This is a genomic window from Aquisphaera insulae (assembly GCF_011064615.1).
Classification (GTDB): Bacteria; Planctomycetota; Planctomycetia; order Isosphaerales; family Isosphaeraceae; genus Aquisphaera; species Aquisphaera insulae.
In genome coordinates this window covers 1-12,034 of the sequence record NZ_JAALJH010000149.1, presented here as the reverse complement: position 1 = coordinate 12,034, position 12,034 = coordinate 1, and the positions used below count along the sequence as shown (strand labels likewise).

The 12,034-nt window shown below is 65.7% G+C and carries 9 protein-coding genes and 1 pseudogene; 4 read left to right on the top strand and 6 right to left on the bottom strand.

The window, feature by feature from the left end:
- The 5 genes from G6O54_RS35390 to G6O54_RS35370 form a co-directional block, all read right to left on the bottom strand.
- A partial coding sequence (locus G6O54_RS35390) for a hypothetical protein (protein ID WP_165235206.1) occupies positions 1–852 on the bottom strand: 852 nt, incomplete at its 3' end.
- Positions 853–2,117: 1,265 nt separating this feature from the next.
- A complete protein-coding gene (locus tag G6O54_RS35385) occupies positions 2,118–2,429 on the bottom strand; it encodes a DUF2149 domain-containing protein (RefSeq protein ID WP_165235203.1) in 312 nt (103 codons plus the stop codon).
- Complete coding sequence (locus G6O54_RS35380) at positions 2,422–3,048, bottom strand: MotA/TolQ/ExbB proton channel family protein (protein ID WP_165235200.1); 627 nt, start codon at positions 3,046–3,048, stop codon at positions 2,422–2,424. The genes G6O54_RS35385 and G6O54_RS35380 overlap by 8 nt, the downstream gene beginning before the upstream one ends.
- Positions 3,045–7,289: a cobaltochelatase subunit CobN gene (locus G6O54_RS35375; RefSeq protein WP_165235197.1), complete on the bottom strand. Its 4,245-nt coding sequence runs from the start codon at positions 7,287–7,289 to the stop codon at positions 3,045–3,047. Before G6O54_RS35375 ends, G6O54_RS35380 begins: the two co-directional genes overlap by 4 nt.
- Positions 7,290–7,321: 32 nt before the next feature.
- On the bottom strand, positions 7,322–8,302 hold the full coding sequence (locus G6O54_RS35370) for a DUF1559 family PulG-like putative transporter (protein ID WP_165235194.1): 981 nt from the start codon (positions 8,300–8,302) through the stop codon (positions 7,322–7,324).
- Between the two features lie 264 nt (positions 8,303–8,566).
- Between G6O54_RS35370 and G6O54_RS35365 the strand changes: the two are divergent.
- The 4 genes and pseudogenes from G6O54_RS35365 to G6O54_RS35350 all read left to right on the top strand — a co-directional run.
- Positions 8,567–8,719, top strand: a pseudogene (locus G6O54_RS35365) (transposase); the annotation flags it as partial.
- A 267-nt stretch (positions 8,720–8,986) separates the two neighbouring features.
- A complete protein-coding gene (locus G6O54_RS35360) occupies positions 8,987–9,622 on the top strand; it encodes a hypothetical protein (protein WP_165235191.1) in 636 nt (211 codons plus the stop codon).
- Positions 9,609–9,926: a winged helix-turn-helix domain-containing protein gene (locus G6O54_RS35355; RefSeq protein WP_165235188.1), complete on the top strand. Its 318-nt coding sequence runs from the start codon at positions 9,609–9,611 to the stop codon at positions 9,924–9,926. Before G6O54_RS35360 ends, G6O54_RS35355 begins: the two co-directional genes overlap by 14 nt.
- A gap of 289 nt (positions 9,927–10,215) precedes the next feature.
- Positions 10,216–11,298, top strand: coding sequence for a hypothetical protein (locus tag G6O54_RS35350; RefSeq protein WP_165235185.1), 1,083 nt, complete (start codon positions 10,216–10,218; stop codon positions 11,296–11,298).
- A 301-nt stretch (positions 11,299–11,599) separates the two neighbouring features.
- Here the strand turns inward: G6O54_RS35350 and G6O54_RS35345 are convergent.
- Positions 11,600–12,034, bottom strand: a 435-nt coding sequence (locus G6O54_RS35345; protein WP_205679149.1) for a S41 family peptidase, incomplete at its 5' end; no start/stop codon positions are given.

The following is a 12,034-nucleotide window of genomic DNA, read 5'->3' as shown; positions in this document are numbered from 1 at the left end:
CAGGAACGTCCAGGCCGCATCGGCCGATCTCGGCGGCGGCCCCAGCTCGCGCCAGGAGAGCGACTCGATCAGGAAGTCCGGGCATCCTGTCAAGGGGCGAGGGGCGAGGGACGAGGGGCGAGGAGGACAGGTGAGCGATCCGGATAGCTCTTGCTCGATCCTATTCTCTCCCTCTTCGCCCCTTTCCCCCGTCTGCTCCTCCTCGCCCCTCGCCCCTCGTCCCTCGCCCCTCGCTGCATTCTTCCTGGCCGCGGCGAAATAGGCGTCGCAGCCGGCCATGCCCTTGGGATCGAGCGCATTGCAGGCCCGGAAGACGGCGTTGATCAGCGGATCGATCGTCGTATCCCAGGAATCACCACCCAGGAAGCGCACGAACTGATGCCGCTCGGGGAGGCCGATCTCGCCCCCCAGCCGGATCCAGTCGCGGAGCGTCCGCCAGTGCCCGCGGAGCGCCAGCCGGCCCGCCTCGGTGGTCTCCAGCTCGGCGAGGATCGCGGCGGCCTGCTCGCTCGGATCGTCGACCCAGCCGGTCCATGCCAGGAGCTTTTTCGTGAGGACTTCGACCCGGTCGCGATTGGCTTCGCTCGTCGCGGGCAACCGCTTCCGCGGCCCCTTTGTCTTCGCCGTAACCTTTTTTAGGAAAGCGGATTCCGCCTTCTCGGCCTGCTCGATCTTCCAGGAGAGCTCGGCGGCTTTTGCCAGCAGCTCGCGCTCATGGTCGCTGGCCCCGAGGCCCGCGTCCCTGAGGTAATCCGCGGTCCTCCGCTCGATGCCCCGGGGATCCACGCCCCGGCCCTTCGGCCGCGCCGTCGCCTTCCGACTCTTCTCCGAGACCTGAACCCTGGTCTTCATCGCCGGTCGCCTTCACGTGGGTTGTACCTGGTGAAGCGCGCGCAATCGCGCGAGCGCCTATCCAGTACAATCCCGAAAAGGCGGCGGCCAGTTTCACCAAAATCGGAAAACCGTGCCCGGGAGGGACCGCCGGCCCGCTTATCCGGCTCCTCGATCCGTCCCTGGGGATTCGGGCAGCGATCCGTCCCGCCGCGACCGGACAAGAGAGGCACCTTCCCAGGAGCAGATCCCACGCGAGCGGATGGGTGGCCACAGAGGAGCGGAGTAACCCCACGGCTTACGGGACGTTGCTCCACTCATGACGGATCACGGCGTCATGGCGATACAGTCTCCGACCCCGATGGCAGCAAGCCCACCGCGCCACCTACACCAACTGATCCTGGGATAAGGACGAACTCTCGGGGGGCTGCAAGACGTTGCCAGTCATGATCGCCCGCACCTTCACGGAGACGATCACGGACCCCCGGATAGCGGCAAATCGAGTCTCACCTTCTTCCCCAGATCTCCGGGGGCAATCGCAATGTCCCCATCGGGCCCTGTTCCCATCGGGCCCCCGGGGGCAATCGCAATGTCCCCATCGGGCCCCCGAAGGCCTTACGAAGCTCCAGGCCCTCGAGCTCGACCACACGCGAGTGACGGACACCGGACTCACTTCGATCTCGAGGCTGTCGGCACTCCGCCGGCGGGAACTCCACGACAATCCGGGCATCACTGATGCAGGGATCGTACACCTGCGCGGACTCTCCCGACTCCAGAGCCTCCACCACTGGAAGGCCCGGGTGACCAGGCCCGCCGCGCTGGAACTCCAGAGTGCCATGCCCGCGACGCGAGTCGCATTCTGGTTCGCGATCGAGTGGCCGACGGCGACCTCGGCAGAGCCACGCGGTCCGAGCCTCGCGCCGGAGGGGCCGCGCCGCCTCCGGTCCGGGCCGCGGGAACGTCCGGCGGCCCCGATGAATGACGGTACCCGGCGAGCCGCGCGGTCGATTCGCCGCGGCCGCGAAACGCGCGACGGATCTCCTGCGAGCTTCGGGCGGCCGCAACACGTCCGCTCGCGCGGCGATCGCCGAGGGGTCGTTGGGTCGTCGCCAGCCGCTGGCCGAGAGTCACAAAGGTCATCGAAGAGGGACGGAGGACGTCAGACCAGACTTGAGGCGCGGTGCGAGTACGCCGGCCACCTGAGCCGGAATGCCCCACCGGACTCCTCGATCATCGAGTTCTCGACCGACGTCTACTCTGGCTCTCGTGCCCTGTCGGGCGCGCCGTCAATCGGGGACGCAGACGACCTCGCCAGACGGGAGGCGGTAGGCGGTCCCAAGCTTCTCGCCGGTACCGGTGAGCTGATCGCGGCTGACCCGGACGCGATCGAGATTTCTCGGTGTGCTGTTCACGGCGATTCGGGCGCCCGGGTCAGGAGGGGCCGAGTCGGGTGCGGAGGATGGCCGCTTCTTGATCGAGCCCGCGAAAATGACCAGGAGCGCGATCGAGAAGACCATCCAGAGGTCGAACAGATTGACGAGACCGGAGAGGGGGTCGTCCTCCTGTTGGGAATCCCAGCGACGACGCGACCTAGGCATCAGCCGACTCCAATGGATGGGAGCACGTATCGCGGGCTCCGGGCGACACGGCGTCGAGCACAAACTGGAGGTCGGAGACATCTTGATCGTACCAGTTGCGACGGAGGATGCTCGCGGCGTACGTCAGCCCGCCGATGACCAGGCCGAAGACCGTGGAGGTGAAGGCGATCTCCAGCTCGCGAACCAGTTCACCGAGGGACTCGCTCGCGAGCCCCCGTAGCGCGGGGCCGAGGGGCAGGAGCGTGCCAACGAGCCCGATCATCGGGCCGACCTTGGTGGCGAACGACAGCCAGGCGAGTCGTCTCGCCATCTCAAGCTCGATGTCGTCGAGCACCTTGCGGGCGGCGGGTGCGGCGCAGCGGTCGAGGCGGAGGAGGATCCGGGCCATCTCGGAAGGTAGGTCACCCCGTTCGATGAGGCCGAGGTGGGAGACGCCGGATCCGACTTTCTCGATCGCCTTCCTCCAGGCGCGGCGGCCCCTGACGCGGTCAAGGGCCTCGCGGGCGAGGCCGCCAATCATCCAGAGGGTCGCGGACATCATGACGACGAGCGCCACGAGGACAGGTGCCATCAGGATGTTGGTGACGAGCGAAAGCCACGACAAGAGACGTTCGTTCACGCGGGATTCCTCCTCCGGAAGAAGCCGCCGAGGACGAGCATCAAGCCGACTGCGCCGAGGATCCAGCCTGCGTATGAGGTCAGGGGAGACGTCGGGTCGGCCGGACTCGACGGACCGGGGACATTCCGTGACGCCTGGGTGGGGGCACCCCCGGATGGTTTAGGGCCGGGCACCACAGACGCCTCCGCCAGACGTGTGGCTTCGACGACGTCGGAAGCCCCCTGGGACGGGCCAGTGGGGCGAGGCGTCGACGGCGGCGCGGCTGTCGCCGGTGCAGGAGGAGATGACGCAGCAGGAGATGATGAGATCGGCGGAGCGGCCGCTAGCGGAGGCGAGACGGCCGGTGCGGGGGAATTCTGAGCCACAGTCGCTTGCGATGTGGGGGCCGTCATGGCGTCGATCCGTGACCGGTAGGTCTTCGAGATTGAGGCGAGGTCCGCACTCCCCGAATCGTTGAGAGTCCGCTCGACGTAACGGTTCAGCGCGACGTTTCCCCCGCTCCGCAAGCCGCCGCTGTCGCCGTGTCGGATCACGGACCGTGCATAGGCTTCGGCGACCCGACGGGAGGTCGCGGCGTCTGCCTTCCAGTAGCCCTTGCGGATCGACTCCACGAGGGTCGAGCTGACCTCCTGGAACGCGAACGGATTCTGCGACTCGAACCACTCGCGGATGGACAGCCCGAGTTCGTCGCGAACGTAAACCGCCTCGATCTGCGCCCAGGTGTGCTGGGGGATGCTCTCCGGCCGGACCACCGACCACCCCATGGCGTTGGAGGTCAGGACGGCGACCTGGTCAGCGCCGGCGTACCCTTCCTTCATCATGCCTTCGATCCATTTGCGATTGAAGAGGCGGGCGCGGGCCTCCCGGACCAAGGCGTCCTCGGCGCGGACCATCTGGGCCTTGTCGAAGTCGCGCACGTCGGACAGGAGGAACTCGGGTTCCTTGCCCGTCATCTGCTTGACGGCGAGGCTGAGGCTCCCCCCCTGGATCCAGTAATACTTGCTCGAGAGCGGCCCGCGGAGGCTATCGGACCAGGAACGCACGATCGTCTCGGTCCCCTGGATGGCCGCGCGATAGGCTTCGGGAGCGCGCTCGCCCCAGTGCCCCTGGGTGTAGGCGTGCTGGACGCCGGCCAAATACTCCGCGGCGATCTGCTCCCGCTGCTCCCAGCTACCGGACTGCTGGACCAGGGCGAAGATCCCCCCGGATCCCTGAGAGTCGTCCCCGAGATGCGGACCGAAGATCCGGGCGCGGGAGAGTGCCGCCGCGCGTTCCGGCGCCAGACCGGCCTTCTCGAGGTCGGCCCGAATCGCGAGGGTATTCCCCCGGACAGGGTTATCCTTCTCGTCGAGGTCGGCCACGAGTCGGATCGCCTTGTCGATCAGTTCGAGCCGGCCCGGAAGGTTCGCCGAGTAACGGCCGCCCGAGTAGTTCGCGATGAACACATCGATGCGCGGACGGTTGAGCTGCGACGCGGGGATCAGGCGGACGTCATTGACGAGATCCTTCTCATCCCACACCGGCTCGACCCCGAGCAGGTTGAGGATCTGCGACTCCATCACTCCGAAATCCCGGAAGGAGGCCATCGACCCGAGGGTGAATCCAACCCGAGTCGGATAACGCCCCTTCTGATCCATCGACCGCTTGAGGAGCTGATCGACCAACCTCTTGCCGACCTCCCAGGAGGGCCGCGTCGGGATCTCCTCGGGGTTCAGAGTGTAGAGGTTGCGGCCCGTGGGGACGGCGGCCGGGTTGCGGATTGGGCTGTTGACCGGGCCGGCCGGGAGGAAACGCCCGTCGAGCACCTTGAGGATGCCATCAATCTCGTTGTGGGTCTCGCCGAACCGCTCCGCCAGGTCGGTCGCCATCGCGAACCCCTTGGCCAGATCCTCGGGAACTTCGCGAGGGATCGAGGCGCCGACCGCCAGGAGCGCCTCGCGCGGGGCCAGTCCGCGGCGAACGACCAGTTCGATCGCCTGCTCCGCCCTGGGACGCAGGAACGCCTCGCGAGCCGCTGGCGACTTCGAGGACGCGGGGATGGGGATCACGGTCGACAGCCCATCCAGGAATCTGCGTTTGAGGATGGTGACCAGGTAGGGAATCAGCAGATCCTCGCGCGGCGGCTCGCCGAGTACATGAAGGCTGACCGGCGTCGTCTCCGTGGCGAGTTCGTGCAGGTAGTCTCCCACGCGGTCCACCTGCTCGGGGGTGAGCGGGGACTTGACGTCGCCGGGGACGCCGGCCTCTCCTGCGAGCTTGAGTCTCGCGACGTCGGCCTCGATCTGCCGAAGAAATGCCTGGCGGACCCCATTCTCTTCCAGGGACTTATATTTCTCGATCAGCCCCTGAAGGTTCAGGAGATCGTCCGACAACCCCGCCCCGATCACCGGGGGAGGCAAGTGGCCGACCAGCACGCCGTACGCCCTCCGCTTCACCAGCGGGGCCTCGGCCGTGTTCTCGATGATCCAGGGATTGATGTTGGGCATCCGGCCCAGAAGGATGTCGGGCCAGTCCCGCTCGGAGAGACCGACCTGCTTAGCAGGCAGGCCGAATTCGTTGCCGTGGGTTCCGAAGTGGATCAGCGCATCGGCGCCGAACTCCTGTTCCAGCCAGAAGTAGGTCGCGAGGTAATTGTGAGGCGGCGCGACGACGCCGGTGTGGAGCCTTGTGGGATCCTGCACCTCGCCCCGCAGCGGCTGCGGCAAGAGAATCACTCCGCCCATATCGATTCGGGGGATGACGATGAATTTCTCGCCCTGATTCTCCCAGACCATGAACTGGCCGGGAGCCGCACCCCAGTGCTGGAGGACCTGCCCCCGCACCGTCTCCGGCACGCGCGACTCGAACCAGCCGCGATAAGCCTTCTCCGGGATCAGGACGGCCTTTCCGCTCCGCGCGAGGCGGTCGAGTTCGGCGGGGTCCCAGAGCCCCACCTGGCGGCCGTGGTCCTTCATCCAGCCCAGCAGTTCCTCGTCCGAAGAGGGCACTCTCGAGAACGAGTAGCCCTCGGCTTTCATCTTCTGGAGGAGCCGGACGATGCTCCGTGGGGCATTCATGAACATCCCCGTGGGACTTCCCCGCATCAGCTCGGATTTACCCAGCTCGCGGTCGTAGTACAGGATCGCGACCTTCTTCACGGCGTCAGGGGTCCGCCGAAGCTTGATCCACGAGAGCCCCCGGTCGACCAGATGTTCGACCCGCTCTGGGATCGGAGTGAAGGCCTCCTCGCTGCCGCCGCCCCGAACCGTCCCGGATGTCACAAGCGGCTCGATCTCCCCGAGCCGCTCGGGGCCGATCACGTGGAGCATCGACTCACCCGCTGCGATACCCTCCAGGCTCGACTTGTATTGCTCGATCGACTGCTTGCGGAAATAGACCGAGTGTATGTGGGGAGCGTCGAGTGCCTCGCGCAACTCGACGGTCTCCTGCGTGTGGCAGGTGTGAACGACGAGGTCGGGGTGGAACGCCTTGATCGTCACCTCATATTTTTGTTCCTTCGAGTCGACGAAGGCGGCAGCCAACACTCCTCGTTTCTCGAACTCGCGGATCAGGGCGTCGACCACCTTCGCCTGCTGGAACTCCAGATGGGTCTGATGGGCGATCACGGCCACGCGAGGCCGCCCCTCGGGCGGCTTCCCCCGCGACGACGACCAGGCGAGTAGCGAGTCAACCGACTCGAAGCGGCCGGGATGATCGGGGTGGAACAGTCCTCGCGTCTCCGCCGCAACCGGCGGCGGGATCTCCCGTCTGGCCCCGAGATACTTCACCGAAAGCGCGATCAGGAATCGTCGGAGATGCGCCCGCGAGGCGGGTGAGTAGTCGACTTCCGCGTCAAACTCGATCGGGCTCCGATCGCCGAGGTCGTCGAAGATCCCCTTCAGCGTGCCGGGGCGGGGTTCGAGGATGTGCAGCCCCGGATTCGCCTTCTTCGCCGCCAGGAAGAGCGAGCGATACTGGTCCCTGTTTTCTTCGCGCACGTGCTGGATCAAGATGACCCTGTAGACCGAGAGGTCAACCCGGCCCTCGGCGATCTCGGCGTCGCTGACGTACTCCGTGCGGATGTCGAGCTCCTTGGCGACCGGCTCCAATGCCTCGTAGACTCCGCCGTGCAGACCGATGAAGGCGATGCGAGGCCTTGCATCATCCGCCCGAGCGGACGCCCAGGACGCGGAGAGCCCGAAGATCAATGCCACCACGAGGGCACTCCACGGCGAGCGTCCCCGGATTCCAGATTTGATCATGTCTAATAGTTCCTGATGCGACTCGCGAGGTCTCAGAACTGATCGGCCCCGACCACCTCTCCACCCGCGATCGACGCAATCGACCGCCACGTCCGGAGATCCACTGTGTCTTTCACGAACTGCACGTGGCCGTCCAGGAACAGCGTGTTAACACCCCCCGCGTGGAAGCTCCTGGCGGAGCTGCGAGAGGCCGTGTCGTAGATGCAATCGACGGACTTGCTGTTGGGAGCGGAGTAGTGGTTAAACGTCGCGCCCCCGCTGAAACTGCCGTGCGACCACTGGCGACCGCGCTCCGCATTCCATGTGGTCAGGCCGGAGCAGAAGGCATCCGTGAGCCCCCCCGAGCCCGGGTTGCCGAACGCGAAGTAACGGATAGTGTCGGGCGGTGAGGTGCCGGTGGTGCTGGTGCCCGTCCCCTTGATGACCTCGCTGATGCCCGAAGTGCTGCTGAGGCCGTCGCGAATTTCTGCGAACCGCACGCCGGAGCCGTTGTAGAACGGGCCGTCAGGGACCGGCAGCCCGCTGGTCACCGTGAAACTTCCACCGTTGATCGTGCCACTCCCCGCGTTCGCGACGTAGTTCGTCGGCCCGTAGTCCGCGATCACCCGGTCGGCCTTCGGGTCGCTCGGGCACAGGTACGCTGTGACGATCGACGCGATCCCCGTCGTGTTGGCGTAGTTGACCGGATTGGTCGCGGAAGGCCTCGGATTGAGCTGGAAATTCAGGGAGTTGGAGATCGTCTGCCCCTCCAGGTTCGGGAGGATCTGCGCCAAGGAGGACCAGTACGAGGCTCCGGTTGCGCCGCCCGCGACCCGCGCAGATGGCAGACGCCCGTGGATCCCTTCGTAGTTGTGCAGCGCCAATCCGATCTGCTTGAGGTTGTTGGTGCACTGGATCCGCCTTGCGGCCTCCCGTGCCGACTGAACTGCGGGCAACAGCAATGCGATCAGGACCGCGATGATCGCGATGACCACGAGCAATTCGATCAACGTGAATCCTGTCCGAAGTCGCATGGAGATGGCCCCTTCGTTAGCCCTTTGACCCGGCATCGGTCCCGAACTCTGCGCAGATCGCCTCAACAGCCCTCGTGCGGGGTCGATCTCGAGCAAAGCTTGATTCGCACGCGGCTCATAGCAATTCGCGATCCAGAGAATCGGATTGTTCACAAGACCATGCTGCACAGAGATTTACCGCGAATCACTCGCCTCCTGGACAACTTCGACGCGGTGAATAATCCGCCGGCCGCGAACAACCCTTCGCCCACCAAACGTTTTCAATTCGACGCCACCGACGATCGCCTCCACGGCCAGCAGGAAGGCCGGTTGTTCCACGGCTATTACGACCACCACTGCTACCTCCCCCTCTACGTCTTCTGCGGCGACGAGCTGCTGATGGCCTACCTCCGTCCCAGCAACATCGACGCGGCGAAGCGCTGAACCGGATCAATGAGCAGCAGTTGGACCTGTTCCCCGATCGGGGGGCCATCGAAGGCCAGGCACCTAAGGAGAGAAAACTGGGCAAAGCGCACTGAATTCATGGCCACGGATTCCGTGTGGCCACTGATGCTCGGATTCCGCGTGATCTGTCCGGGTTAGTTGGGCTCCTGGCACTTGACACCAAGACCATCGCCACATACTCTTTAATTCAGAGTAATCGTCGTTCAAGAGTTTTGTCTGGCTGCCAATTCGGAGAGCGTCATGAGCGATTCGAGCCTGGATCGAGTGCGCGAAGATCTGGCCGTGATGCGACGGGCGGTGGGCCTGGGGCATCCTTTCGAGTGGGAACACGTCTGGGCCTGCCTCGCCCTGGCGTGTGTCGGCGGGGCCCTCGCTGTGATCACGGCGGTGACGGGCATCTCGGTGAAGCCAGCCGCTCCGGGATCCGCCTCTCATCTTGCATACCTCGGGCTTCTCCTCGTGCCTGTCGCGCTGGCGTTGGGGCTCATGGCGACATTGGGCCATCGCAGGAAGGAGGCCGCCCCGCTGTTCTGGCGTGAGCAGCGTCATTCCTGGGTCGCCGCCGTCGTGGTCGTGCCTCTCTACGTCGGGTTCACGATCTGGGGCGTCAAGAATGGGCTGGCCGCGGGCACCCTGACCGCCGCCACGTTCTTCCTCGCCGGGCTGTTCTCCGTGGCGGCTGCCGTTTCCGAACGGGACAGGCGATACACGCTGGGGTTTGGTCTCTCGACGTTGCTGGCGGGTGCGATCTGCCCCTGGGTTGGCTATGAGGGAGCCGGCTTGCTCGTGGGCGGGTGGCTCGCCCTCGGCGGGGTCTCGACGGCGATCGTCATGGCCCGTCAACTGCGAAGCGGGGTCGAGCATGCCACCGATTGACTTCAACGGCCTGGATACGACGGTCCACGGCCCCATCCGCCTCGGGGTGCTGACGGCGTTGCAGGTCCACGGCCCACTGGATTTCACGTCCCTCAAGAAACAGCACGGTGTCAGCGACGGAGCCCTCGGCCTGCACCTCCAGAAGTTGGAGGAGACCGGCTACGTCACCTGCGAGAAGGCGTTCGTCGGGAAGCGACCGAAATCCACCTACCGGATCACGCCTACCGGTCGGACGGCGCTCACGACGTACCTCGACGCCATGCAGGCGGTCATCGATTCGGTGAGGCGGCACGAAGGCAACTGAGCACAGCCCTCCTTCCCGGGCTCCGGAGGCCAGGCACCAGGGGAGTGGCCCGGGGGCTTTGGAGCGGATAGCCGAGGTGGTTCCCGGCTCTTGTTTCTTTCTCGATCCTGTGCGTGGACACAGATTTTTTCGTGGCCACTGATTACTTCGCCACGGATTCCTTGGATTCCTTGCGTGGCCACTGATTCCCTATGACCAGTGATTCCTGGCCGCTGATTCCTTCCGCTATCCTGGGTGCGTGGCCACTGATTCCCACTGATTCCCTCAAGACCACGATCGCGGGGAGAAGATGACGCGTCCTATTCACGGCCTTCTCGCGGAGAGCGGCCTACCGGGCCGAGCCGCGCCATTCCGTCATGCCGGCGTCGCGTTTTCCTTCATCGCCGCGATCACCGCGTGCACAGGCTGGCAAGACAGGAGCCTGGGTGCGCTGACGGACCAGGAGCCCTCGTCCACGGCCGTCGACCCGATGAGTCCCTTCGCGCGATTGGTCGGCGACGAGTGGCGGCAGACAGCCAGCAGCGGTACGAGCATGTTCCACACCTGGCACTGGGGGCCGGGCAAGCACTCGATCCGCCGGATGACCGACGGATCCGGGGCGGGCGGCGAGCCGTGGCGCGAGGTGCAGGTCTTCTACTGGCACCCCGAACTCAGGCAGGTCCGGGGGCTGGTCCTGAGCCCGTTCGCCCGGGGCGTCTCCGAGGGGACGATCACGTTCAAGGGGGAGAGGGCTGAGGGAGTATTCGACCTCCACCAGACTGGCCGCCGCCGCAGGATCGGCCTGCGCTGGGCGTTCGACGGCCCGGACAGATACCGCGAAACGCTACTCGAGGATTCCGGGGCCGGTGGATTCAAGCCCCTGGTCGAGTGGGAACACGTCCGCTCCAGGCCTCCCGCCACCCCAAGGCTGCGGAACGTTGAGGGGGCGAAACCGTCGGAACACCTCAAACCCCTCGCACCGCTCCTGGGCCACACCTGGGAGGCCGACCACGGCCGATCGACGATCGAGTGGGTGCCGATGGCCGACGCGGTCTACGCGCGAATCGTCTCGAAGGATGGAGAATACCTGCTCGACGCGTACGTCTACCATCACACCGGAGCGAACGTGCTGCGCTGCCTCGCGCTGTCACAGCGGGGCGACGTGTACGAGGGCGACCTGGCCCAACTCGACGGGGGTGCCTTGCAGCTCGACCTGAAGGGATCCGGGGGTGACCGCCGCGTCGTGCGTCTCGATTTCGAGGAGGACGGCACGGTGCGACAGCGCGACTGGTCCCTCACGGGTACCGACCGCAAGCTCCTGCTCGACGTCCACCACAGGAAGCTCTCTGCCCGCGACTCGAAGCCGGCCGGCGAGGGGCAGATCAGTCCGTAAATCCGCCGACTTCTTCCGGTCAGGGCGGGGAACGACTGCTTCGGCACCAACGACGAGGGCGCGATCGAAGGCCAGGCACACAAGGGGATACGTAGCCACCGAGTACATGCGCTGGCCGACTTTTGTCCAATTAGTTCGCAGATGGGTGCGTGGCCACTGGTTCCACTGATCCCCGTGGCCACTGATTCCCCGCTGATTCCCACTCTTATTCCGTGGCGACTGATGCCACCGCTGGGCCTCTCGGTCGGGCGAGCCTGCGACGAGGGGCTCTCCTCGACGGTCGCCGACTTCCTCCTGCAGCTCATCGCTGCCCGGCCCGGTTCGCCTTCAACGCATCGAGCTCCGACGCCTTTTCGGCGATCGCGCGGTCCAGGTCGCCGATGAGTCCGGGGTCGCCGGCGTACCGCGTCCGCGCCTTCTTCAAGGCCAGGAGGTGGGCCGTCAGCAGTGCCTGGTCGGCCGGGACGGCGACGTCGGGCTTCACCCCGACCCCCTCCCAGTCGGTCTTTGTCACCGGGTTGATCGAGCGGGAGAACGGGATGCTCGCGCGGAAATGATCGGCGATCCGATGGGGGGTCGTCCCGTGGGCACCGCCGCCGGTCGTCTCGCCGACAATCGTCGCGCGTCCCAACGCCTGCAGGTCGAACGCGAGCGACTCGGGGGCGGAGAATGTCCGGCTGCTGGTCAGGATGTAAAGGTCCTGACTCGCCAATTTCTTCCCCGGGACGACGGGATA

Coding starts and splice junctions, on each gene's coding strand:
- G6O54_RS35350 (WP_165235185.1), top strand. CDS start 10,216: ATGACGCGTCCTATTCACGGCCTTCTCGCGGAGAGCGGCCTACCGGGC.
- G6O54_RS35355 (WP_165235188.1), top strand. CDS start 9,609: ATGCCACCGATTGACTTCAACGGCCTGGATACGACGGTCCACGGCCCC.
- G6O54_RS35375 (WP_165235197.1), bottom strand. CDS start 7,289: ATGATCAAATCTGGAATCCGGGGACGCTCGCCGTGGAGTGCCCTCGTG.
- G6O54_RS35360 (WP_165235191.1), top strand. CDS start 8,987: ATGAGCGATTCGAGCCTGGATCGAGTGCGCGAAGATCTGGCCGTGATG.
- G6O54_RS35385 (WP_165235203.1), bottom strand. CDS start 2,429: ATGCCTAGGTCGCGTCGTCGCTGGGATTCCCAACAGGAGGACGACCCC.
- G6O54_RS35370 (WP_165235194.1), bottom strand. CDS start 8,302: ATGCGACTTCGGACAGGATTCACGTTGATCGAATTGCTCGTGGTCATC.